The organism is Loigolactobacillus jiayinensis, from assembly GCF_003946445.1.
GTDB lineage: Bacteria > Bacillota > Bacilli > Lactobacillales > Lactobacillaceae > Loigolactobacillus > Loigolactobacillus jiayinensis.
In genome coordinates this window covers 1-23366 of sequence record NZ_RHOF01000042.1, presented here as the reverse complement: position 1 = coordinate 23366, position 23366 = coordinate 1, and the positions used below count along the sequence as shown (strand labels likewise).

At 44.1% G+C, this 23366-nt stretch carries 24 protein-coding genes; 8 read left to right on the top strand and 16 right to left on the bottom strand.

Annotated features, from left to right (window positions below; translation table 11 throughout):
* The first annotated feature begins 58 nt into the window (after positions 1-58).
* Entirely contained in the window at positions 59-2041 is a 1983-nt protein-coding gene (locus tag EKM80_RS10590) for an ABC transporter ATP-binding protein/permease (RefSeq protein ID WP_125553102.1), read from the top strand.
* Between the two features lie 403 nt (positions 2042-2444).
* Here the strand turns inward: EKM80_RS10590 and rsgA are convergent, their stop codons facing one another.
* The 8 genes from rsgA to EKM80_RS10550 all read right to left on the bottom strand — a co-directional run bounded on the left by rsgA (position 2445) and on the right by EKM80_RS10550 (position 9302).
* On the bottom strand, positions 2445-3437 hold the full coding sequence (gene rsgA, locus EKM80_RS10585; RefSeq protein WP_125553101.1) for a ribosome small subunit-dependent GTPase A: 993 nt from the start codon (positions 3435-3437) through the stop codon (positions 2445-2447).
* A gap of 834 nt (positions 3438-4271) precedes the next feature.
* A complete protein-coding gene (locus EKM80_RS10580; RefSeq protein WP_125553100.1) occupies positions 4272-4706 on the bottom strand; it encodes a protein-export chaperone SecB in 435 nt (144 codons plus the stop codon).
* 7 nt (positions 4707-4713) lie between these two features.
* Positions 4714-5118: a hypothetical protein gene (locus EKM80_RS10575; protein WP_125553099.1), complete on the bottom strand. Its 405-nt coding sequence runs from the start codon at positions 5116-5118 to the stop codon at positions 4714-4716.
* Between the two features lie 30 nt (positions 5119-5148).
* Complete coding sequence (locus tag EKM80_RS10570) at positions 5149-5718, bottom strand: hypothetical protein (protein ID WP_125553098.1); 570 nt, start codon at positions 5716-5718, stop codon at positions 5149-5151.
* Between the two features lie 151 nt (positions 5719-5869).
* Positions 5870-6181 (bottom strand): hypothetical protein, encoded by a 312-nt coding sequence (locus EKM80_RS10565; protein ID WP_125553097.1) that lies wholly within the window; start codon positions 6179-6181, stop codon positions 5870-5872.
* A gap of 374 nt (positions 6182-6555) precedes the next feature.
* A complete protein-coding gene (locus EKM80_RS10560) occupies positions 6556-7392 on the bottom strand; it encodes a MurR/RpiR family transcriptional regulator (protein WP_125553096.1) in 837 nt (278 codons plus the stop codon).
* 179 nt (positions 7393-7571) lie between these two features.
* On the bottom strand, positions 7572-8258 hold the full coding sequence (locus EKM80_RS10555; protein WP_125553095.1) for an N-acetylmannosamine-6-phosphate 2-epimerase: 687 nt from the start codon (positions 8256-8258) through the stop codon (positions 7572-7574).
* A gap of 174 nt (positions 8259-8432) precedes the next feature.
* Entirely contained in the window at positions 8433-9302 is an 870-nt protein-coding gene (locus EKM80_RS10550) for an N-acetylneuraminate lyase (protein ID WP_125553094.1), read from the bottom strand.
* A 258-nt stretch (positions 9303-9560) separates the two neighbouring features.
* Between EKM80_RS10550 and EKM80_RS10545 the strand changes: the two genes are divergently transcribed.
* The 6 genes from EKM80_RS10545 (at position 9561) to EKM80_RS10520 (ending at position 15755) form a co-directional block, all read left to right on the top strand.
* On the top strand, positions 9561-10421 hold the full coding sequence (locus EKM80_RS10545; protein WP_125553093.1) for an ROK family protein: 861 nt from the start codon (positions 9561-9563) through the stop codon (positions 10419-10421).
* Between the two features lie 193 nt (positions 10422-10614).
* Positions 10615-11361 carry a sugar phosphate isomerase/epimerase gene (locus EKM80_RS10540; protein ID WP_125553092.1) on the top strand — a complete coding sequence of 249 codons (747 nt, stop codon included), beginning with the start codon at positions 10615-10617 and terminating at the stop codon, positions 11359-11361.
* Positions 11358-12551 (top strand): cation:proton antiporter, encoded by a 1194-nt coding sequence (locus tag EKM80_RS10535; protein WP_125553091.1) that lies wholly within the window; start codon positions 11358-11360, stop codon positions 12549-12551. Before EKM80_RS10540 ends, EKM80_RS10535 begins: the two co-directional genes overlap by 4 nt.
* Positions 12548-14053, top strand: coding sequence for a sodium:solute symporter (locus EKM80_RS10530; protein ID WP_125553090.1), 1506 nt, complete (start codon positions 12548-12550; stop codon positions 14051-14053). Before EKM80_RS10535 ends, EKM80_RS10530 begins: the two co-directional genes overlap by 4 nt.
* A gap of 17 nt (positions 14054-14070) precedes the next feature.
* Positions 14071-14907, top strand: a complete 837-nt coding sequence (locus tag EKM80_RS10525) for an alpha/beta hydrolase (RefSeq protein ID WP_125553089.1) — start codon at positions 14071-14073, stop codon at positions 14905-14907.
* A gap of 14 nt (positions 14908-14921) precedes the next feature.
* On the top strand, positions 14922-15755 hold the full coding sequence (locus EKM80_RS10520) for an alpha/beta hydrolase (RefSeq protein ID WP_125553088.1): 834 nt from the start codon (positions 14922-14924) through the stop codon (positions 15753-15755).
* Between the two features lie 187 nt (positions 15756-15942).
* Here the strand turns inward: EKM80_RS10520 and EKM80_RS10515 are convergent, their stop codons facing one another.
* From EKM80_RS10515 to EKM80_RS10480, 8 genes are all read right to left on the bottom strand, one after another.
* A complete protein-coding gene (locus tag EKM80_RS10515) occupies positions 15943-16857 on the bottom strand; it encodes an Abi family protein (RefSeq protein WP_125553087.1) in 915 nt (304 codons plus the stop codon).
* Between the two features lie 403 nt (positions 16858-17260).
* Entirely contained in the window at positions 17261-17557 is a 297-nt protein-coding gene (locus tag EKM80_RS10510; protein WP_125553086.1) for a Txe/YoeB family addiction module toxin, read from the bottom strand.
* Complete coding sequence (locus EKM80_RS10505) at positions 17557-17838, bottom strand: type II toxin-antitoxin system RelB/DinJ family antitoxin (RefSeq protein ID WP_125553085.1); 282 nt, start codon at positions 17836-17838, stop codon at positions 17557-17559. The genes EKM80_RS10510 and EKM80_RS10505 overlap by 1 nt, the downstream gene beginning before the upstream one ends.
* A 298-nt stretch (positions 17839-18136) precedes the next feature.
* Positions 18137-18352: a hypothetical protein gene (locus EKM80_RS10500; protein WP_125553084.1), complete on the bottom strand. Its 216-nt coding sequence runs from the start codon at positions 18350-18352 to the stop codon at positions 18137-18139.
* 183 nt (positions 18353-18535) lie between these two features.
* Positions 18536-18721: a hypothetical protein gene (locus tag EKM80_RS10495; protein WP_125553083.1), complete on the bottom strand. Its 186-nt coding sequence runs from the start codon at positions 18719-18721 to the stop codon at positions 18536-18538.
* A 198-nt stretch (positions 18722-18919) separates the two neighbouring features.
* Positions 18920-20248, bottom strand: a complete 1329-nt coding sequence (locus tag EKM80_RS10490; protein ID WP_125553082.1) for a DnaB-like helicase C-terminal domain-containing protein — start codon at positions 20246-20248, stop codon at positions 18920-18922.
* The gene (locus EKM80_RS10485; RefSeq protein ID WP_125553081.1) at positions 20232-21131 is read right to left on the bottom strand and encodes a conserved phage C-terminal domain-containing protein; all 900 of its coding nucleotides are present in this window, start codon (positions 21129-21131) and stop codon (positions 20232-20234) included. Before EKM80_RS10485 ends, EKM80_RS10490 begins: the two co-directional genes overlap by 17 nt.
* Positions 21132-21731: 600 nt before the next feature.
* Positions 21732-22529, bottom strand: coding sequence for a hypothetical protein (locus tag EKM80_RS10480; protein WP_125553080.1), 798 nt, complete (start codon positions 22527-22529; stop codon positions 21732-21734).
* Positions 22530-22817: 288 nt separating this feature from the next.
* Here EKM80_RS10480 and EKM80_RS10475 point away from each other — a divergent pair, with 288 nt between their 5' ends.
* Positions 22818-23318 carry a sigma-70 family RNA polymerase sigma factor gene (locus EKM80_RS10475; protein WP_125553079.1) on the top strand — a complete coding sequence of 167 codons (501 nt, stop codon included), beginning with the start codon at positions 22818-22820 and terminating at the stop codon, positions 23316-23318.
* Positions 23319-23366: the final 48 nt, after the last annotated feature.

The following is a 23366-nucleotide window of genomic DNA, read 5'->3' as shown; positions in this document are numbered from 1 at the left end:
GCTAAACGCGTATATTCTTCTAAGTACCCAAATATTAGCGTCACTTGGAGGGCTCACCTTGGCATTTCTCGAACTACATAACATTCACAAATCATACTTCCTCGGCAAAGAGGAATTTCCCGTACTCAAAGGTATCGACCTAGATTTTGAACTCGGCGAATTCGTGTCGATTTTAGGCGAATCCGGCGGCGGTAAGTCGACTTTGATGAACATCATTGGTGGGCTGGATCGTAATTTTGACGGCGCCGTCAACGTTGACGGCCAAGCGCTGGACCACAAAAAAGAAAAGCAGCTGGACGACTATCGGCGCGGCACTATCGGTTATATTTACCAATCCTATAATTTGATCAGCCACCTGAACATTGTCGATAACGTGTTGATGTCACTGAACATGACCAATTTAAATAGTCACGACAAAAAGGCGCGCGCCGTCGAGTTGCTCCAGCAAGTCGGCCTTGACGATCAGCTGAAAAAGCACCCGAACCAATTATCCGTTGGCCAAAAGCAGCGCGTAGCCATCGCCCGCGCGCTTGCCAGCAATCCACAAGTGATCATCGCCGACGAACCAACTGGTGCGCTAGATTCGCAGAACACTGCGGAAGTGTTAGAGATCCTAGCTAACATCGCTGCGGAAGGTAAATTAGTGATCACCGTCACCCATTCGCAAGAAGTGGCCAACTATGGTACCCGGATCGTCCGCCTCGCCGACGGTAAAATCGAAGACGACACGCGCTTGAAGCCGGCGTTTAAAACTACCACCGCGCAACCGGATATCCAGCCGAAAGTTTTATCAGCCGGTGCCAGCTACAAAAATGCGTTCCAGCACTTATCCTATAATTTTTGGCGTAACTCGCTGATCATGCTGGGCACCGCAATCGGCCTCTTCGCAGTGCTGCTATTTAGCGGTATTGGCAATGGCGTCAACGCCTTTATCCAGGATCAGATCAACTCGATGATCAACCCAAATTCGATCACCGTTATGAATAATCCCACAGGCAAAAAATTGAGCAACACGGCGTTTCAGCAGCAGTTAGCGCAATTTTCCAGTGATCCAACGAAGTTACTGATCGCCGAACAGCAGGTCAACCGGCTGGAAAAAGTGAAAGGTGTCGACCAAGTCGAAGCCGGCTACCAGCTGAATACCTACACGCTGTCATATCAGAATAAAAACCAAAACAGCACTGGCCTGCAATCGTGGACCAAGGCGTTTGCCAGCGACACGGTCAAAACTGGCCACGCACCGAAAAATAACCAAATTATCATTGATAAATCCCAAGCCGTGGCGTTGACCAGCGCGAAAACGTACAAGCAACTGCTCGGTAAAAAGATCCACGTTAGCCTGCCTTGGATCGATACACAAAATCATCCCGTTCAAGCCAGCGCTGACCTAACCGTCGTCGGCTTCACTAATGGCGGCCAAGCAGGGGCTGTTGCGGCGACAAATTACAGCACGATGCACAGCCTGTTGTCAGCCGCCAAAGCCGACACCCGTGCGAATTTTATTTCCGTTAACGTGAAGGATTCCAAGGATGTCAAGGCCGTTGCCACGCGCATCCGCGCCTTAAAGGATGACGGCAAATACAAATACGGCGCCATTACTGTCGGTGATATTCTCGATACGGTCAATCAATACGTGAGCATCGCGTCGATCGTACTAGCCGCAATCGCCGGTATCTCGCTGATCGTCTCCGCATTGATGATTATCGTGACCATGTACATGTCCGTTTCCGAACGCACCAAGGAAATCGGTATTCTGCGTGCCTTAGGCGAACGGAAAAAGGACATTCGCCGGTTGTTCACCGCCGAATCTGTGCTGATCGGCCTCTTCTCAGCGGCATTAGCCCTAGTTTTCGCCTACGCAGCCAGCCTCGGGCTGAATCACGTTCTGTACGGCATCGTCAAATTCAACATGGTGCAAATCACGCCAGGCAACGTGATCTTCACCGTGATCGCCGCCTTAGTGATCTCCTTTATTGCGGCCCTACTCCCCGCCCGCAAAGCCTCGCGCCTGAACCCAATCGACGCGCTGTCCGCGGATTAATTAACAACTGAAGCAAACTGTCCGCCAAGTAGTCGACTACTAAGTCTGCTGCTGGGCGGACTTTTTTTGGGTTGGGACTAGTTTGCCAAGCTAGTTTACCGGTCAGAATCGCTTAACTGACTGATTTTCGGCTAGTCAAACATATGTTCGTAATAACTAGTATACGCGCGCTGAACTGATTATTCAAGCAAAAAGTAAGCGCTTTTTAAAATTAAAAACTAACTTCTATAAACTGCTGTTTTATACTGATTTTAAAAATTTTGCGCTGAATGCCGTCTTCCTGAGTGGTGCCCGCCACCAGATTTAGTTGAAAGCGCGCTAGTTTAACCGCTGAACCTGATCAGGTCCGCATTTTAAAAAAACACCCACCGCAATTCGCTTTGCGGGGGTGTTTTCAGATCAATTAATGCCGGCGCAAATTTTTCTTATTGCCGACCAATCGTTTAATTTTAGCGGCAGTGATTTGCCGGCTATTCATGGTGGCGTACTCGGTTTCACGCAATAGTCGGCGATAGTCGATCAAGCGCTGTTCACTAAGCGCGCCCCGCTTGATTGCGGCTTGCACCGCGCAGCCTGGCTCTTGTTGATGTTGGCAATCATTGAAGCGGCATTGTTGCGCCAAGCTGGTGATTTCAGGAAAGCTTTGGCCGGTGGCTGCCGTTGTGCTGCTGGCCACGCCAACACCGCGAATTCCCGGTGAGTCGATCAAGGCCGCGCCATTGGCCAAATAGTATAAATGGCGCGCCGTGGTTGTGTGGCGGCCCTTGTCATCACCAGCGCGCACAGCTTTGGTGGCTTGCAGTTGCTGCGCTGCTAAAATATTCAGCAACGTCGACTTACCAACGCCAGATGAGCCTACAAAAATAGCGGTGGTCGTCGGCTGCAGGTAACCGTTTAGTTGCGTTTGAACGGTCACTGGATCAGTACTGGTTGTGGTAATAATGGGCACGCCAAACGCAATCGCAGCTAGTTCCAGCTGGCGCGCCGCCAATAAAGCCGGCTCTAAATCGGCCTTTGTCAGTACAATGACTGGCGTAGCGCCACTATCCCAAACCAAGGTTAAATAACGTTCCACGCGACTAGCGCTGAAATCGGCGTTTAAGGACATCGTGATGAAAACGGTCGTTACGTTAGCGGCAACGGCTTGTTCTTGGTAATTGCTGGCACGCGTTAACAGGGTCTGCCGCGGCAATAATTCAGTGATCAAGAATTTGTCGTGATCATAAAACTGCCCGCTGACAAAATCCCCGATCAACGGCAGCGTGTCAGCCAATTGTAGGCGCCCCGCTAATACCGCTTGATGCACACTGCGGTCAGCATAAATCACTTGATAGTGATCGTGACTTTGAAAAATAATTCGTGCGGTCGGTTGTTGGTGCGTTGGAAAATTAAGCATGTTTAGGCCTCCAATATTTTTATTCAGCGTATTGGAGGAGCCACTGTGACTATGCGCGCACAGCGTCCTCCCTAAACATAACTTCTTCTGGCTTTAACATAAGACGTGCCCACTTTCATATAAGATAAAGTTAGTATAACAAATTAACCGCCAAGCGCATATCGCTTTGTCCCGCAATTAAGTGACCATTAAAAGGCGCGCGGCAGATTAGCAGCCGGCCAGCTTCCGGAAACTAATTTAGCGCGAGACTGTCATCGTCCCAAGTTCCCGTGACTTGTTAAAGCAACCAATTGGCCACTTAAACGACTTAACTGTCACTCGCCTCGCCGCTTCAAATACAGTCGCATTAAATTTATTTAAATAATTGACGTATATCCTTTTACATCAAGTTTTATTTGGTGTATTATTGAATTCGGCTAGTGGATCCCCAAATCTACTAGCCAACCATAGAAAATCCTCCAAGTCTCCCAACTTGGGGGTATTTTTTTGGCTTTGGTGCGGCGTTGATCGGCTACTTGCTCAATTTAGGGAAATGCCTGCGCGTTTAGTAAACCGCCCCGGTGGCACCTGTTTTACTGTATGTGTCTTTGACTGAATTACACGTCGTAAACCACGGCCAAACCTACAACGCAATCCGTTACTAATATTATTTGGGCTTACCATACAAAGTTGTCCGTTAAGACACGTTCGTTGACCGGATACACCTATTTTGGTGATACCATAGCAGAAAAATCAGTGACTAAGTAAAAGCGCAAAAAAGCCATATTCCTAAAGAATATAGCTTTTTTGCGTTGCTACCTGTTATGAATAATTCAGTGGCTCATCTGATCTTGCTTACTTTTCTCCAGTTCTTGTAAAATCAAGAAATGGTAAGTATTGCGTCTCTAAATCAGTTTGCTCCGTTAATTGCGTAACAAAAGGCCTTATATACGACATTACTAGAGCAGGAGCGTTCACTTTCAGAAGTGACTTAAACTCTTCTTCACTGCTATTCGAATCTAAACGAAAATTTGCTGCCATACTAACGCGTAAAATATATGGCGTGTTGTCATCTAACCCAACACTCTCCCTGTTAGCAACTGTAACCAATACATTTGCAGTCCGATAACCATCAGCTAGTTGAACGTTGGTCTGCTTTGCAGTGATTTGAAAATTCTGAACACCCACATTTGCTAATGTTGATTCATATTTAGAATTCACTGTAAAAATTGCCTCTTTTAAAATCGGCTTACTAAATTGAAACTCACTTTTATTTTTACTTATCTCCATAATAAATTTACGCTGCAGAATCAATAACACCGCTGGTTATAAAATTCTGTCCCCCATTTTTATCGGTACTACCATCTAAATCAGTTGTTAAGTTCGTAGAATAATCATCAAACAAACCAAATTTATTTAAAGATTCTAAATTATGATCAAACATAGATGAATCCTCAAAACTACTAGTACTTGTAGTAGTATAAATACCAGAACCAGTATTTTCACCGTTTGTTGCCACTGTAAATGTCGTAAAGTCAGGACTAAAATTCATGTCAGGATTAAAATTTATAACTGGGATAAAGTCAGCTGACTCAGTAGAAGCTTCATCACTTTTGTACTGTGCCAATAATTGTTGTTTTTCTTTTTCTGTAAAAATATGCGTTGACTTTTCTATACTTTCCATATCAAATTTAAAACTCATATTGACACCCTCCTTTGGGTAAGCGAACGTTCATGAATGATATAAACATTGGCTAAACAGTAGCCCTTCATGCCGCACAGAATAAATTATCTTCAGTCTAGAAGTAGCGTGTGGTGACTTTCGCCCCTTATCGTAGGCTCGCTCATATGATTCAATCAAATTTTCTTCTTTGTTTCTACCATATACACCGGCTAACTTAACAACAGAAAAGGCTTTCTGTTGATCATCAATCAAAGCTTGATGTACAAAGTTTATAACTGCCCCTAACTTACAGAGGTCCACATCAAATCCTATTTTACTTTTATAGTGTACCGCAGCCCGATATAATGCTTTAGCACTGTCATCATCAGTCAAATCCAGTATTTCTGTCCCATAACATCTTAATGACGCTTGTGAAATTGTCACATCACGGTTTGAATGCTTCTTTTTCTTATTTTGCCAATATCTAGCATTAGATAAATTATCCCAAAAATACATTCCTCTTCCACACCAATTTCCATCTTCCCTAGATGAAAGTAAAACGTTATTATCAATGAAATTGGAATTATTTTCAGCAAAATCAGCGTGATAAATAGTTTGAACAAAATCATATTCTTCCATAGATGCAACCCTCAAGTATCTTTTTACAATGTTTAAACTAGCTATATAATAGCTAGCATTACATTTCTATCATAACTTAATTCAAGTATATTGTCACATTAATTGTCTAGCCAATTTGGCCGGCAGATCAGAACGTATGTTTGTATAATGATTATACGCTATTCAGTAATTTTTTACCAGTAAAAGTTGGCGCTTTCTTTTGCGCAGAAAATTGCCGAATAAACTTAACAAAAGTATGTTCTTCATTAGGAACCGTCTCTTTAAAAAGATAGTTAAATGGCGTCCTAGTATCACGACTAAAATTCTGTAATTGCTTGAAAGTGGGGTAGTCATGATCAGACTTAGGTGTCTTCCACGCCACTAAATCGTACTTTTTCGCCAATTGCGCGTTTCCCTTTTCCCCATGCGCAATTGCCCACTGAATAACCGACCACGTCACGGGAATTCTTATGGTTGCTGCCATTTTGCCCTCACTTCCTTTCGTTATTTTCTACGCACATTTTATCATATTGTATCGGGACGCCATAGAAGTCACTCAGTTGGCGGATTCTTGGTCAACACCAGCCGGCGCGCCTGCTTCCCAAGCTGACGAATAAGCTGCGTATACTGCTGCATCAAAGCAAACGTAAGTTCGTATTAATAGTATAACTTATTCCGCTTGAATATTCCAGTTAAAAGTAAGCGCTTTAAAAATAAAAATGACGCCCATTTTTATTGGGCGTCAAAAGTCAGTTTACTGCCTCATTTACCGTTCATCAGTCTGCTTGAAGAACTAGCTATGCTGCTTGCTTTTAGTTGTGAGCTCAGCCAATCTGACGGCTAAAATAGGTGGCCAACTTATTCTTTCTTGTTCTTTAATTTATTATTCATGATCATTTCCACGGTTTGATCCATTTTAGCCCGGTAATGATCGTCTTTTAGTAACATGGTGGTAATAATATCTAAAACGTAGGTCAACGCAAATTGCGAATTGACAAATCGACTATTGTCAACAAAGTTACTATTTTTAACGACCAATGCTAAGTCAGACTGCTCCAACAAGGGGCTGTGGCTAAAGCCGGTGATGGCAATAACTTGCGCGCCGTTCTTTTTAGCGGCCATGACGGCCTGATTGACTTCACTGGTATTCCCAGAAGTTGATAAGACCAAAATCACATCTCCTGGCTGCATAATGCCACTAGTGATATACATCATGTGACTATCAGTCATGGCAAATGCAGTAATCCCCATCCGAATCAAGCGTTGCGCCATTTCATTAGCGGTGTAACCGGAACTACCAAGTCCAAATAAATACAAACGCTGGCTTTGCCGTATCAATTGCACCACTGCGGTTAAAGTTTTGGGATCTAATAATTGCTGCGTTGCTTTGAGCACTTTTTGATAAAAGTTATAGACATCATCGGCAATCGTTCCTTTAGTGGGGACAGTTTGTTCTGGCACTGCACCCACCTTGGCTAACTGCAATTTAAATTCATAAAAGTTGCTACACTGCATTTTCTTAACGAAACGTGTGATCGTCGCGTTACTGACGCCAACACTTTCAGCTAGTCGATTGATACTTAGTTGTTGAATCTTTTCTGGTTCTTGTAACACTTTTAACGCGACCTTACGCTCCTGCCGCGAAAGTTCAGCATATTGTGACTCCACTAACTGTATAATGTTTTCATTCTTCATGGTCGCATCCCCTTGATCATTACCTAATCACGTTTTAATTAGTCCCACGTTGTTATACTGCTGACAAAAACAGTTTACCATATTCGCTCATTATTCGTGATGTCAGCGAAACAATATAAAAAGCACTACGATTATTAAGTTAACTCAATAATTATAGTGCTTACGCTAATTTTTATTGATCAAAGTGCTGCAATGAACCGACTAGCAATTTCCAGCGGCCGTGTGATCGCACCACCGACGACAACTGCTTGGCAACCAAGCTCTAAGCAACGCTTCATTTTTTCTGGTGTATCGATCTTGCCTTCAGCAACTACTGGATGCTTAACTTGTTTCAATAATTCTTTCAAATATTCAAAATCATTATCGGCAACGTTAGTCCCCTTAGAGTTAGCTGTGTAGCCGCGCATGGTGGTGCCAATGATATCAAAGCCGAGTTTATCCGCAACTAAAGCATTCTCTAATATATCAGTATCCGCCATCAACAACGTGTCCGGAAATTCTTGTCTGAACTGCGCCACGATGTCAGCTAATTTTTCACCATTTGGCCGGAGCTCACCGGTTACCTGACAAGCGACAACTTCCACACCAGTTGCAGCAACAGCGCGCATTTCCTTCATCGTTGGTGTGATATAAACTGGTGACTCAGGATAATCAGTTTTAGCGATACCGATCATTGGTAGGCCTGTTTCGTCTTGAATCGCCTGTATATCGACCACCGAATTAGCACGAATGCCGACTGCCCCTGCCTGCTTAGCTGCTCGGCCCATTCGCGCCATGATAAATGAACTATGCAATGGCTCGTTTGGTAAGGCCTGACAGGAAATAATTAATTTTCCTTTTACTGTATCTAAAAATGTATTTGTCATCATGACGGCTCTTTTCTGCTTGCTAAAATTCATTTCCAAATTATTTCGATCAGTATTTTTCAACTAATATCGTACCAAGATAGCTAAAAAGGCAGCTCATTCCAGCTTGATATACTAGCCGAATAGCTCTTGGCCTAGTGTTTTATGTGCTGACCGCCTTTTTAACACTCGCTATTATTTGATGTACTGTTCGTAGATTTTTTTAGCGCCGGCACGCATTTGTGCTGTTGGTTTGCTCATTGGTGCTTTGCTATAGCCAGCGTGAACACCCATTTCTTCAAAGACTAATTTGAGACTTGGGTAAATATCGTTGTCGATCAGTGCCAAGATGAACTTGTTACTTACATCTTGTAATTCAAAGACTTTCTTCATGTCGCCTGCTTCATAAGCAGCAATTTCTGCCTTAGCACGAGCAGCATTCAAGTTGAAAGTTGAGCCGATCGCACCATCAATGCCTAGTGGCAAAGCGGAAATCAGCATTTCATCAGTTCCGAAATAGATTTTCTTATCAGGAAAAGCAGAACGTAAGCGTTGTAGTAATAAGAAGTCATTATTAGTGTACTTAACACCGATGATCTTAGGATTTTCAAATAATTTAGCAAATTCAGTTAAGGAAAGTGTGACCCCAGATAAGGCGGGAATCGAATAGATAATTAATTGGACATCCAAGCCTTCAAGGATTTGATCGTAGTAATTTTTGATCTGATCAAAAGTAAAGTGATAGTAGAATGGTGGTACGGCGGAAATCGTCTTATAACCGAGTTCAACGGCGTATTTAGCTAATTCTTTGGCTTCTGTTAAATTCACTGAACCAACTTGAGCAATTAAATCAGCTTTGCCAGCGGTTTCATCATAAGCAATTTTATAAGCTTGTTTGCGTTCTTCAGTGCTTAACATGAAGCTTTCGCCTGTACTACCACCAACATACAACCCATCAATATGGTTGTGGTCAATGTTGTAGCGAACCATTTCACGGATACCACTTTCATTAATGGTATCGTCTTCATTAAACGCCGTCATTAGTGCTGAATACAATTTTTTCATAATCTAATAGCCTCATTTTTTTAAATTTTGTAATGAATCACTCAATTCATCCAACCGCTCACCAAGAAGAATACAATAAGATAAAAAATATTTCAACTGTACAAAACGATAACAATTACCAATAAGCTACACTAGCGCTTATATAACGGTGAAAATATAAATTATTATTTTTTTAATTTGAGAAAATAATTATTACATGCTACGATAAAAGCAACTCATCCAGTAAAAGCCGCATCTAATAGAAAATGAGATGATTTTATGACTAACTTATTTTTAGCTTTCGATATTGGTGGTACCACGATCAAGTACAGCTTGGTCAACGAGCAGCTACAACTCAGTGCTGGCGGTCGTTGTTCGACTGAACATAACCGCGCGGGCCATATTTTGCAGCAACTACAGGCAATTACGGCAACTTATCAGCAAAAATATGCTTTAACTGGCATTGGCATTAGCACAGCTGGTATTGTTGGTGCAGAAGGTCAAATTCAGTACGCCGGCCCCACTATCCCTGGCTACCAAGGAACACCATTAAAACAAACGCTTGAACAGCAAAGTGGTTTGCCTGTAGTGGTAGTTAACGATGTTGATGCCGCCTTATTAGGTGAACAATTAGCTGGCGCAGCACAAGAAAAAAATACCGTTTACTGTGTCGCGTTGGGCACTGGTATCGGTGGTGCTTACTTAGATCACGGCCAGTTACTCAATGGTGCCCATGCCACGGCTAACTCGCTCGGCTATACACTTTACGATCCACAAACAAAAACAAATTATGAACAACGCGCTTCGACGTTAACTTTGGAACATCAATTAGTTGATTACCAAACAAGTGTGCCAGTAGCTTTTGATAAAGCGCGTCAACAAGAAGAACCTTTTGTAACGCTTATTGATAATTGGGCAGCAGAAGTTGCAACTGGCCTGGCAAATATTATCTTATTATTTGATCCCGAAATTCTCTTGATCGGTGGTGCGGTTTCGCAACAAGGTGATTTCTTGTTAACGCTACTCAATCAGGCATTAGAACCCCTATTACCACCTAATTTATGCCAGACAGAATTACGTGTTACCCAGCTTGCTGATCAAGCGCAATTATTTGGCGCCGTCGCTAATTTTTATAATTAAGCGTTTACAAAATAATTTTATTATGCTAAGGTAACGTTGTAAATGAATCGCTCATAAATTCAACCGCTAGTAATAACCTCGAGCCAACTCGAGGGCTATTACTAGCGGTTTTTTGCGCTGCTTAGGGCCTGTCCGCTCTAAGTTGGACCACACTGGTCTGCTTTATTGTGTGTAATAGAAAGGTGGCACAATCATGAAAGTTTCAATTAATACAGCAGTATTCCTAGATGAATTACAAGCACAGGTTTCACAATTAGCTTGTTTACAACAATTAACCAATGCAGCAATTGATGCGATCGAAGTTCGTGGCGAATTTTTCCAGTCAGCAACTAAAACAGCGGAATTGCAGAAAATCGATCAATTATGTCAGCAACAAAATTGGCAATTCTACTATTCAGTTCCTGAAGAACTTTTCCAAGGTACGCACATCAATCCTCAATTAGCTGCCTATCTAAAAATGGCGCAACAAAATCATATTAAATCACTTAAGTTCAGTTTGGGTGACTGTCAACAAATTTCCCCGGCAGCGCTTGCCGACTTACAGCAACAATTAAAGGCAACTGCTGTTCAAGTTACCATTGAAAATCAGCCTAATGAATATGGCACCTTGAGTAATATTGAAACGCGGCTCGCATGGCTCAAAACAGCGCAATCAAGTCTCGGTTACACATTTGACGCTGGTAATTGGTGTTGGGTCGATACGGTACCGTTACAGGCATTCACGAAAGTGCAAGCAGCGATTACCGTCTTCCATCTAAAGGCCATTAAAAATCAGGATACTGTACTATTGAAGAAATCTGCAGCTGATTGGCCGCAGATGTTGGCGCAGTTACAACCAACAGTGCCTGTCTTTCTGGAATACGCCATCCCAAAAGCGCAATTAGCAGAACAAATCGAGCTTGTTAACCAATCGCTACAACAACGGCAGGCCACATTATGACTTATTTAATGCAGTTAGTCATTATCTTGCTGCTGACCAAGCTCGGTGCACACGTCTCTAACTTACTTAAACTGCCTAGCGTGATCGGCGAGCTACTGATTGGCGTGTTAGCAGGGCCGGCAGTCTTTCATTTGCTAACACCAACAACCTTCATTCAATATTTTTCCGAGTTTGGCGTCATTATTTTAATGTTTATTGCTGGCTTGGAAGGCGACTTAAACCTATTGATGCGCTATTGGCGGCCTGCTTTAACTGTCGCCACATTAGGCGTTATCTTTCCTACCGCCAGTGCCGCAGCTTTGTGTATCTTCGTTTTCAATTTTCAATGGACAACTGCCATTTTTATTGGTTTAGTCCTGAGTGCAACTTCTGTCAGCATCTCCGTCCAAGTTTTAAAAGAAATGCATCGCTTGAATAGTCGTGAAGGTGCCATCATTCTTGGTGCTGCTGTGGCCGATGACATTATGTGTGTGATCTTATTAGGTATTTGCGTCGGTCTCTTTGGCAGTGGTTCAGCTGCTAGTAACCAATCATTACCATTAATGCTGATCACTAAGTTACTATTCTTCGTTGTTATGTTCGCTTTAGGAAAATGGTTCGTACCACGCTTCCTGCAATTTTTCAGCAAACTAACTGCAAGTGAAAACGAAACGACAGCCGCACTTATTTTATGCTTCGGCTTTGCCGCACTCGCTGTAGCGCTAGGTATGAGTGATGTCCTCGGCGCTTACTTTGCCGGCTTAGCCATTTCAGAAACTAATTTCAAAGAAAAGTTAGCTTTAAAAATCGAACCCATTGGCTACGCGGTTTTCATTCCCGTATTTTTCGTCAGTATCGGTTTGAATATTAGCTTTGCTGGGATGCAACATGATTTAATTTTCATCACGTCCTTGATCATTATTGCCGTTCTTGGTAAGCAAATTGGTGGTGCACTTGGTGCGCGCCTATTCCACTTAGATTGGTCGGCCGCAAACATTGTCGGTGCAGGTATGATTTCTCGTGGTGAAATGGCCCTAGTGGTCGCGAATGTTGCGTTAAGTACTCATCTGATCGATCAAAATCACTATACCGCAATGATTGTTGTGACCGTTGTGACCACCATCATTGCGCCATTCATTCTAAAGATATTTATTCAACAATCTGATAATCAACAAGTAAATTCTATGAAACTTAATGAGGTGAAACAATGAGTAAAGTTGGCTTTGGTACATTAAACTGGGTCGTACTTGTTTTATATTTATTGATCATGTTAGGCGTTGGTGCGTACTTCACACGTAAAGCTAGTAAAAATACGGATTCGTTTTTCAAAGCAGAAGGTAAAATTCCAGCTTGGGCAGCAGGTTTCAGTATTTATGCCACAACTTTGAGTGCCATTACTTTCATGTCGACACCAGAACAGTCTTTCTTACAAGATTGGTCGTATGCGATCGGCTCATTTTCTATTCTAATTATCCTGCCTTTATTAGTTAAATTCTATGTGCCGTTCTTTAGAAAACTACAAGTTACGACCGCTTATGAATATTTAGAAGAACGTTTTAGCCCAGTCATGCGCGCTATCAGTAGTATTTTATTTATGCTTTATCATATTGGCCGGATAGCGATCGTTATTTACTTACCGATCATCGCCATTACATCGGTTTCTAATATCAACCCAATTGTAATCGCTTTAGCAATTGGTGGCTTATGTATTGTCTATACCTTCCTAGGTGGTATTGAAGGCGTTATCTGGAGTGACGTTATCCAAGGCTTCCTCCTTTTAGCTGGTGCCTTCTTGGTTTGTATTTTAGGGATTGCCTATATTCATGGTGGCTTTGGTACCGTTGTTCAAGACGTTGCCACCCATCATAAATTCATTTCTGGCGCTGATTTTAACGTCCATGACATGTCTAAATTTGTCCCATTGATTTTAGCCGGTCAAATTTTCAACACTTTATATCAATATACCGGTAGCCAAGATGTCGTCCAGCGTTATCAAACAACTGGTTCCTTAAAAGAGGCCAAAAAATCACTGTACACTAATGGTTGGTTAGCCTTGATCACCATTCCATTATTCTTCGGTATGGGAACTATTCTATTCAGTTTTTATCAACATGCTGGCTCATTACCAAGCCACTTTAACACCAGTGCCATTGTTCCTTACTTTATTATCACAGAAATGCCTGCTGGGATCGCTGGTTTAGTTATTGCTGGGATTTTTGCGGCTGCACAATCAACTATTGCTTCAAGTTTAAATGCAATTTCATCTTGTGCCATTTCTGATTTCAAGCAACGTTTCTTTAATGATAAATTAAAAGGTGTTAAGGACGTTACCCTAGCACGAATCGTTATTATTATCGCTGGTTTGCTGGGCTTAAGTATTGCCATCTATCTATTATTGGGCAATGCTTCTGGTACTTGGAACTTATTCTTAACGGTTACAGGTATCTTCGGTGTCCCAATTGCTGGGATCTTTGCGGTCGGTATTTTCACCAAACGTGCCAACACGGTCGGCGTATTAACCGGCTTGATCATCAGTGTTATCCTATCCTTCTACGTTGATTCATTAAATATCTCCTCATTACTTGTCGCATGTGTCTCATTTATCTCATCATTTGTGATCAGCTACATTGTTAGTTTGTTAACACCAAGTCATAATAAAGACGTGACTGGCTTAACTGCTGCTACAATTAATGAAGACTACGTTAAGAAATAAGACTGGAGGCATTTCTATTGGAGTTTAAGCAAGTCAAGCTGCAAACACCACAAGGATTAAACTTTACGATCAAGGTTTACGTGCGCCAGCAATTCACTGCCTTTCCAGATACTCGCGCTTGGCCAATCGTGTTGCTCTTTCCTGGTGGCGGCTTTGCTGGTATTTCTGAACGTGAGGAGGAATTAGCGGCACTTCCATTCTTAGCTAAAGGCTATCAAGCGATCGTGGTGCGTTATAACCTGATCACCACTGGCCCCTTTTATCCGAACGCCGCATTGATTGGATTAACAACAATTAACTATGTTCGGCAGAATGCAGCTGCTTTACATGCTGATCCTAATAAAATTGTTACCGCTGGCTTTTCAGCTGGTGGTCATTTAGTTGCCGTTATGAACGCACTAGGCAACGAGCCAGCATTTTTAGCGGCACACCAATTTAAGGAAACGCGGATCCAGCCGGCTGCTCAGATTCTTAGTTATCCCGTGATCGATTTGACGATGGGCTTCCCGCAAGATCAAGCCGTGGCGCAACAAATCAGTTCCGATCAGCGCCTATGGCATGCACAAAAGTTAGTTACCGCGCAGACGCCGCCCACTTTCATTTGGCACACGGTTACCGATGAACTAGTGCCTGTCGCCAACACTGCCGCCTATCTGACAGCGCTGATTGCTAACAAAGTCCCATTTGAAAACCATATCTACGCTCAAGGTGTTCATGGCCTCGCCTTCAGTAACGTTGCAACATCCCGTTACACACATCCCGAAGACGTTGAGCCACAAGCTGCTAGCTGGTTTCCATTAGTTATCAATTGGCTGGCCGCGCGTTTTAAATCAGCAAATCAAACAGTCATCTAAGGAGCTGAGCATCATTGAAGTGTGGAACGATTGAATTAGAAACACCACTTAATTTTAAATTTACGCTAGACTATTTCTGGAAAGATCAGCTGGCAGAAGACAATGACCCACGAAAATGGCCAATTGTATTGATTTTTCCTGGGAGTGCCTTTATTCAAATGACTGAACGCGAAGGCGAACCAGTTGCGCTAGCACTCAATGCCCAAGGCTACCAAGCCGCAGTCGTCCAATATAATCTACTAGCGCAAGGCCCCATTTATCCTAACGCAATTGATATCGGTCTGACGGCGATCCAATACGTCAAAGCTCATGCAACCGCGATCAACGGCGATCCAGATAAAATAGTTACGCTGGGCCTTTCAGCTGGTGCGCATATTGTGACCACAATGAATGCACTAAGTAACGAGCCAGCCTATCTACACGCGCGGCAGTTTAACGTTGGCAACTTACAGCCGGCAGCGCAAATACTAGGCTATCCGGTGATTGATCTAGCTATGGGCTTTCCAAAAACCACGGCGGAAGCACTAGCAATCAGTCCTGAACGAAAGTTATGGTCAGCCCAAAAACTCGTCACCGCCGCAACACCCCCGACTTTTATTTGGAACACCTACGCCGATGCTGTCGTCCCAATGAAAAACAGTTTAGTTTATGCTGAAGCACTAGCCGATCATCATGTGCCGTTTGATTGTCACACGTTTACCAAGGGCAAGCATGGCTTAGTTCTCGGCACAATTGAAACGGCACGCTTTAATCATCCTGAAGATATCGAGCCGCGCGCCGCTAATTGGTTTAAATTGGCGACAAGCTGGTTAGACGAACAACTTGATTTAACGCATGTCGACTTCTAGCTGCCAGCAAAATTGCTCGTATAAAGCCCGCTAAAATAAGGGCGTGAACTATAACCACAAAACGTCGATCAATTAAATCACTCAATTTAGGGGTGACCTACTTGATCGGCGTTTTTGTTGTGCTTGCTTGTTAAAAATAGCCCCCTACTAAGTTGATACTAGCGGGGAGCTTGTTTGGGTTGGCTACTTATGACACGACTAAATTAGCTAATATAGATTCCCAATTATTCGGAAATCCAAAATAACCAATATCAACTAGTGGATAAGCGGCGAAATAGTGTTTGATACTTGCCACAGTATCGTCGAAGTAGCGGCGACTTTTACACATTTTCTTAGCCACAAACAATGCCGAAAATAAATTACCAAAGTTTAAATAATTTTCGGTTACTAAACGCTTTTCTTTACTATCGATCCGTGGCGCAACGTGAAATTGCCGCCTAAAAGTTCGCGAATTATGTGCACAATAATTACGTACCGCAACGATAAAGTGAATCCAACTTTTCACATATACATAGCTTTGCCCATATTGTCGTGCAAACGTTTTTTGATCGACAGTACTAATATCAGAAAATAGTTTAGATACATCGCCAAATGAAGCCATCTCTAGAACGACCCAAATCGGAAAGTCATTTTCATAATCCGTTTGATAATGCTTAACGTAGCTTTCGTTACGTTCTAAAGCGTTTTGTTGACCGTTCTGTGATCTAGCTTGCCAATTATTATACAATTCTTCATTACGAAATAAGGCTTTATTTTTATAACCCAGCGGCCCGTAATTCATTGCGATATAGTAACCTAACCTAGCCTTAAATTGAGTTTCAATCCGATTTGTTAGCCCTAAAAGTAATAAATGAAGCTTTTGATCTAACATATAAGATTGATAGATCTCATCAAAAGTGTATTTCTTGTTTTGTTGCGGATTTTTTAGCGCAAACTTATCTTTCTCGGAATAAAACGGAAAACAGTAGCCCTTAAACTTAAAATACCCGATATTCTCTAGACGATGAATCGTTTGATCATCAACAGTTATATCCAACCCACGACGAAATAATATATCAATTTGCTCATTTACTGTGGTGGCGGTACGCGTATAATGTGCCATATTATTCTCCCATATACAAAAAAAGTCCCCACTTGGGACACATTGTTAGGAGGTGGGTGGGGTGCAATTGGCTTCATTCTATCATGTCTAGTATTGCCGGTCAATCCTACAACATATAGTGGTAGTCGAACAATAGCTACTGATAGCATAAGCTTTTATTTAAAAAAGTCTATATATTGATCAATTTAGCCTTTAATTATTGTAAATAATTTTTTTGATATACTACTATTTTACACTTAGCACTTTTTCTGACCGCGTTTAGCTAGTTCACGGCCGGCATTGGTCATTGTTGCGCCACTAAAGATTACAAGTTAATATTGATATACTAGCGCTTTTTAAGGCAAAACTAACCATCACAAAATAAGATTAATGGATTTTGTTCAGGTGCCTGCCCAAAGTACTTTCACTGCTTAATTTTCTTGACGGTTTTTTCATAATGCGTCCATGCTGACCAAATTTTAACCGTTTTGGTGGCCTCATCAATCGTGTAAACAACACGATGCTGGCTATTAATACGCATTGAATAAGTTTTAGGCTTTTTATGGCGCGGTTCTAGTAATTCCATTTGGTGCTTATGCGCAAATGGATTTTCTGCTAATTGATCCAAAATAGTTTCATAACTTGTGAGCAAGTTACGCTGCGCTAATTTTACCCGCTGTTTTTCAATCACTTTATGCTCGAGAACAGTGTAATTGGCCATTAACCGCGTACCTGTTTGAAATCATCGGCTGTTTCGTGATCCATTAGTTCGTAAACCTCATCTAGTGTCCCTGTCGCCGCTAAATAATCTGTCTCAAGTTGTGCATTCGTTTTTTTTGTAACCGCAAAAGGTAGCCCATTATGTTGGATAATTTGTTTATAGAAAACGTTGATTGCCGCCGTGCGCGTAAGGCCAAGTTCTTTTAAGATTTTTTCTGCTTTATCTTTTGTTGCTTCATCAACTTTAGCTGCAACTAGCGAACTTTTATTTTTTTGTGGCATAGTTGATCCTTCTTTCTATATTTTACATACACAGTATAACATCGTTTAACTCTGTATACTAAATATAGTGATTTTGAATTAGCATAGAAAAAGACCTAACGCCCATCGTTAAGTCTTACTAATCCGTTATTCAAATTCGCTCACAACGTAGCAACATCAGAACTAAACTTTATCATTACGATCAACTCATTTGGCTAAAAAAGCTTCATTCCTGCTATATTGCAAATCTCTATAATGTCGCTAACTTCACCCGTAGCCCAAAAAAGTACCGCGACCGTCTACTAGTCGCGGTACCCTTTCACCCCACCGCGCGTGCGCCCATCAACCTTAAAACACCTGCCGCACTGCGCTGATTCAAGCACATGAATTGTAAAAATTGTAAAAACTCTGCGGCATCGCCTTGCCGATACCAAAATTCGCCTAAACAGTAAACGTCGCCCTGATCAGTTAATGGGCGGTCTAAAAAATCGCGTTTAGCCAGTTCACGGCTGGCGGGAATACCTAGATTTGTCATTGTGTGTCCTCCTTTTACTTGTGGAAACGTGTGCCTGTTCGCTGAACAGAACTTGCTTGCAGAAACGTGGTCAAAAAGGCAACTCCTTCCGTTCAGCTACGCTGGTCAAACGCATCGCTTTGCGTTGCTTATTGCCCAGCTATGCTAATGCTCAGGGGCTGACCGTCTTCTGGCCCACTCTGTCTATATATGTATTTCGTCGCCGATCAACGCCGCTAGTTCGCCGCGCCATTTATGTGCGGCTAGCAGCACCACGCAGTCGTCGGTGCGCATGTTGCGGATCACTAGCGCGCCGTCGTTGCGGTCTAGCTCGCGCACTAGGCGATTGAGGTGCATTTTCGCGTCACTTACCGTTACCGTATCGATCACAGAATCACCTCCTTCAAACGTTTATCGCGCTGACTGCCGCACTTCCGTGCCTTACCGCCAAATTTGCGCCCACGCTCTCTGCCGCAGTACCGCATCTTACCGCCAAATTTGCGTCCACGCTCTCTGCCGCACTTCCGCGCTTTACCACCAAATTTGCGCCCACGCTCTCTGCTGCACTGCCGCGCTTTACCGCCAAATTTACCGCCGCACGTCCGCCGGCACCACGTCTTGTTGCATCGGCACTGTGCCTGCGCCGGCGTTTACCGGCGTGTCCAGCACCAATTGCGGCGTGAAGCGCATTTGGCTTGGTGTGAACGTGAACGCTAGCTCGGCTAGGCAGCCGGAGCGATTTTTGCGGAAAATGAGGTTCAAGTGGCGCACTTGCTTGTGCTCCTCGCTATTGCTGACGGGGTAGAGGAAACTGACTGTGTTGGAGTCTTGCTCGATGCTGCCTGATTCGCGGAGGTCGGCCAGTTGTGGCGTGCGATCGACGCGTTTTTCCAGTTCACGATTTAATTGCGAGAATAAAATGATCGGAATGCCTAGCTCGTTGGTCAGTAGTTTCAGCTCGCGGGTGATCATTTCGATTTCTTGGCGGCGGTCGTTGCGCGCGGTTAGGCGGTCAAGGCTGATGATCTGCAGGTAATCGATCACCGCCACGTAGTCGCCTGGCGCGGCTTTGGCGGCGTGGGCGCGGATCACTTTGATGATCTGCGGCAGGATCAGTAGTTTATCGTGCAAATGTAGCTGCTGCGTATCTAGTTTTGCGATGCCGGCGCGGACTTGATCCTTTTCGGCGGTGCTCATTTGGTACGGATTGGTGAACTTGCCGGCGGCCACGCCGGTTTCGCAGGCGACGATGCGCTGGTAGTTGTCGGTGGCGGTCATTTCCAGCGAGAACAGATCGACGGTCAGCTGCGGTGCAAACTTGATCGCCTGCTCGATTAAATTCAGGGCAAACGCCGACTTGCCCACGCCGGGCCGCGCGCCAATCGTCCACAACATGCCGCCACGCAAGCCGCCATTGAACACGTGGTCAACGTTGGCGAACGTTTTGATGCCCACCGGCTGCGGCAGCGCCAACGCGGCGGTCAATTCGGCACCGTGCTCGCTGATCGGCTTGGTCGGTGACGGCGGTTCATTCAGCGCCATTAACTGCCGACTTTGCGCCTGCAACTCGACTAAGTTTTCCGCGCTAGGGGTGGCAAAATAGGCCTGCGCCGCCATTTGCGTGTTGCCTTGCACGTACCAAAAATGCTGCGCCTGCACGCTGTCCTCGAAAACTTTCACGTTATCATTCGGTTGTTCAAACTGCCGCCAGTCGCTGTCCTCAAACGCCAACGGATAGGCAGCCTGAAAACGCCGTTGTAACTCAACGAAATCGCGGTACGGCCCGGGATCACTGACCATAAATTCAATAAATTCGCGACAGCTTTTGCCACTAAACCACTCCGGCGCGATGCTCACCGTTTTGATCGCTGCTGGGTGCTGCAGCAAATAATGCACCACATTAGTATCCAAGCTCATGTCCAATTGCCTCCACTTCTGCTTTCGTTACCGTCACTGCCTCGTCCGCTGCCCGCAACAACACCATGTTCACGTCACCACAACTTAGCTGGTACAAGTCGCGTAAATACTGCTGCTTCGTGAGCCGCGCGGCGGGTTGCACGTGTGGCGGCGGTGGCGCCTCCAACAAATACTGCTTAAACTTCGGCCCAAACAACGTCTGCGGCCGCACAAACTTCCAATAATCGCCGCCATACCAGTCGTGGCACTTCCAATCGATCACCCGCTTAATTTGTTTGACCGTGACTTTTTGTTCAAACAACGCCGCCAATAAAACCTGCGTCGCCACCGTGTCCGTAAACGCCTTACCCGACTGCTGCTGCAGGTACGCCAAAATTCGGTGGCTCGACGCCGCTAACTTGGCGCGTTGCTCGGGGGTGTATTTCTGCAGGGCCAAGGGGGTGACGTTGGCTGGCAGTGGTACCGGCGGCTGCGGTGCTGGCTGGGCGGTCGGCGGCTTCTGCGGGTCGTAAAATCTGCTGGGCCTGCCGTGCGCGGTATCTTTGGCCACGAAAAAGCGTTCCCAGTGGCAAATGCGGTACTGGCCGTTGGCGGCTGGGGCGATCAGTTTACACGTGCACAGCAATTGCAACAGCGGTGGCACGCGCTCATCATGCTGGAAATCATTCCACCGAGCAATTGCTCTGATCGATAACGGTTTATCCGGTTCAACGAACAATAAGCCATCGTGCTGCAATTCAGCCGCTTTAAATAACAATTTGACCCAAAACGCTAGCAAAGTTGTATAGCGCCCCGCTTTGGTTAATTCGTGTAGCTTTGTAAATTCTGGTTGTTGAAAGATATTGATTGGGATGATCACATGAATTTCTGACTGAGTTGGCATTCAAACACTTCCTAGATATTTAAAATAGTTTAATAATAACGACCAGGTTTTTTCTTGGTTCTATTACTAGTAACGTTTGAGCGACCCGAAAACTGCCAAAATTTTAGCAACTTTTTTTGGCAAAAATAAAAAAACCGCCGTTAAGTCAATAACGATGCGGTTTACATAACTAATTTTCATTTAATTTTTTTGATCTAACCAGCCGGCCTGCGAGTATCTCGAAGCGACCTATATACCCAAATTGGGTATACTTTTTGCCAAAATGGGTATGCCCGTGTACCCATTTTGGGTATACTTTTTGCCAATTTGGGTGTGCGCGTGTACCCATTTTGGGTATACTTTCTGCCAATTTGGGTATGTCCGTGTACCCATTTTGGGTATACTTTCTGCCAATTTAGGTATGCGCGTGTACCCATTTTGGGTATACTTTTTGCCAATTTGGGTGCGCGCATGTACCCATTTTGGGTATACTTTCTGCCAATTTGGGTATGCCCGTGTACCCATTTTGGGTATACTTTCTGCCAATTTGGGTATGCGCATGTACCCATTTTGGGTATGCCCCTGCCCCCAAATTGGGTATACTTTCTGCCAAATTAGGACCTAGGCTGAGCGGCTTGGTTTTAATTCATTCTCCAGTACCGCCAAATACCGTTCCACATCGGCGGTACTGAGCTTCCCTTCAGCGACGGCTTGATCCAACGGCTGCCGCGCCACGTACATTTCCTCCAAAAAGCGAATCTTTTCAGCCGGCAAAATTGCGGGCTGTTCCGCCAACGGTAGCAGCGGTAAATTCAGCGCATGATAACATTTCATATTATCGATTGGATAATTAGTGATCTGCTTTTCGCGGATCAAACGTTGCGCCTGTTCAATCGCAAAGCGAATTAACCCTAATTCCCAACGCATTTTTGACGCTGTCATTTCAAAATTAACCGTCACCTGCTGTTGCTGCGCTTGATTGGCGAACGTAACCCAAGTTTGCCCATGACAAGTATGCATTTTGTAAAACCACCGACTACATATCCAAGTCCTACTATAGCCGCGGTAAGGATTTTTAGCCGCTACAAAAGAATACGCGCCGCCAAAGTACGGGAAACTCGTGTACCCATAATATTTGGCCAAACATTTCGAGAGCCGCAACCCGTAGAAATGACTTTGACTATACATTTTCATGATCCGATAGGTTGAATGCCGACAGTAAAGGAGCTTCCCGTTGATCCCCACTAATAACGTATGGTACTTTTTACCCGCTTTTTTTACCGCGGGCTTCAAGCAGGCCACCATCACCGTATCTTGATTGGGCATGAACGTCTCCCAGAAGCTAGCATTACTGCAGTTAACGTATCTTTGCGCGTGCCGCATATCAAATTGTTCTCCCGCGACCATAATTTTTTCCATTGACCTGACCTCCTCATATTTGCACACACTTACCTCTTTAGCGTGCCCCTTAATAATAACATGTATACCACGTATCGTGAAAGCGGATACAACAAATTCTAATAATTTCCTAAAGTTCGCTTGAGAAATCACACATTTAACACGCAAAAACCTGGTTTAATGCGAATACTGTTTTTTTAACACCTCAAATTTCCCGATTTTTGTGATTTGTCGCGCGTACCCAACCAGTCGTATATTAAAAACGTCCCAGGCCTGGGTCACAAAACTAACAAAGGTGTGTGACCCGAAATGTCATTTGTCCAAGCATTAGCAGATCGTAACTTAATTTATAGCGCCATGAACCGCGCCGGCATCACCCAAACCCACCCCGAATTTGAGGACTACTTTCACGAAGCCCTACTCATGTACGTCGAATTTGAACAACAGTTCGCCACCAACCCACCAAAAACGACGACCACCAAGAACTACATTTATTCCAAATTATATTGGCGCCTAACCGATATGCTCCGCCGCGACTGGCGCTACGAAGTGACCTACCAACAAGCCGGAGACCTCGACGAAAACGACCGCCAGCTACCCTATGAAGAAGAAATACAAACCCAATTATTCGACCTACTCGACGGCCTGAAACAACAATTAGGCCCAAACGAACGCCGCTTCCTTGACCTATATTACCTAGCTGACCACTCGCTGACAGAAACATGCACCACAATCAATATCAGCGAACGAACCGCCTACCGCATCAAACGCAAAATCCAAACCAAAGCCCAACACTTAGCCCACCAGTAATTGAGAACCATTTTCAATTAAATGAGAACCGTGACCAGCATGCCCGTT

Coding starts and splice junctions, on each gene's coding strand:
- rsgA (WP_125553101.1), bottom strand. CDS start 3,437: ATGCTTAATTTTCCAACGCACCAACAACCGACCGCACGAATTATTTTT.
- EKM80_RS10580 (WP_125553100.1), bottom strand. CDS start 4,706: ATGGAGATAAGTAAAAATAAAAGTGAGTTTCAATTTAGTAAGCCGATT.
- EKM80_RS10575 (WP_125553099.1), bottom strand. CDS start 5,118: ATGAGTTTTAAATTTGATATGGAAAGTATAGAAAAGTCAACGCATATT.
- EKM80_RS10570 (WP_125553098.1), bottom strand. CDS start 5,718: ATGGAAGAATATGATTTTGTTCAAACTATTTATCACGCTGATTTTGCT.
- EKM80_RS10565 (WP_125553097.1), bottom strand. CDS start 6,181: ATGGCAGCAACCATAAGAATTCCCGTGACGTGGTCGGTTATTCAGTGG.
- EKM80_RS10560 (WP_125553096.1), bottom strand. CDS start 7,392: ATGAAGAATGAAAACATTATACAGTTAGTGGAGTCACAATATGCTGAA.
- EKM80_RS10555 (WP_125553095.1), bottom strand. CDS start 8,258: ATGACAAATACATTTTTAGATACAGTAAAAGGAAAATTAATTATTTCC.
- EKM80_RS10550 (WP_125553094.1), bottom strand. CDS start 9,302: ATGAAAAAATTGTATTCAGCACTAATGACGGCGTTTAATGAAGACGAT.
- EKM80_RS10545 (WP_125553093.1), top strand. CDS start 9,561: ATGACTAACTTATTTTTAGCTTTCGATATTGGTGGTACCACGATCAAG.
- EKM80_RS10540 (WP_125553092.1), top strand. CDS start 10,615: ATGAAAGTTTCAATTAATACAGCAGTATTCCTAGATGAATTACAAGCA.
- EKM80_RS10535 (WP_125553091.1), top strand. CDS start 11,358: ATGACTTATTTAATGCAGTTAGTCATTATCTTGCTGCTGACCAAGCTC.
- EKM80_RS10530 (WP_125553090.1), top strand. CDS start 12,548: ATGAGTAAAGTTGGCTTTGGTACATTAAACTGGGTCGTACTTGTTTTA.
- EKM80_RS10515 (WP_125553087.1), bottom strand. CDS start 16,857: ATGGCACATTATACGCGTACCGCCACCACAGTAAATGAGCAAATTGAT.
- EKM80_RS10510 (WP_125553086.1), bottom strand. CDS start 17,557: ATGGCCAATTACACTGTTCTCGAGCATAAAGTGATTGAAAAACAGCGG.
- EKM80_RS10505 (WP_125553085.1), bottom strand. CDS start 17,838: ATGCCACAAAAAAATAAAAGTTCGCTAGTTGCAGCTAAAGTTGATGAA.
- EKM80_RS10500 (WP_125553084.1), bottom strand. CDS start 18,352: ATGACAAATCTAGGTATTCCCGCCAGCCGTGAACTGGCTAAACGCGAT.
- EKM80_RS10490 (WP_125553082.1), bottom strand. CDS start 20,248: ATGAGCTTGGATACTAATGTGGTGCATTATTTGCTGCAGCACCCAGCA.
- EKM80_RS10485 (WP_125553081.1), bottom strand. CDS start 21,131: ATGCCAACTCAGTCAGAAATTCATGTGATCATCCCAATCAATATCTTT.
- EKM80_RS10480 (WP_125553080.1), bottom strand. CDS start 22,529: ATGGAAAAAATTATGGTCGCGGGAGAACAATTTGATATGCGGCACGCG.
- EKM80_RS10475 (WP_125553079.1), top strand. CDS start 22,818: ATGTCATTTGTCCAAGCATTAGCAGATCGTAACTTAATTTATAGCGCC.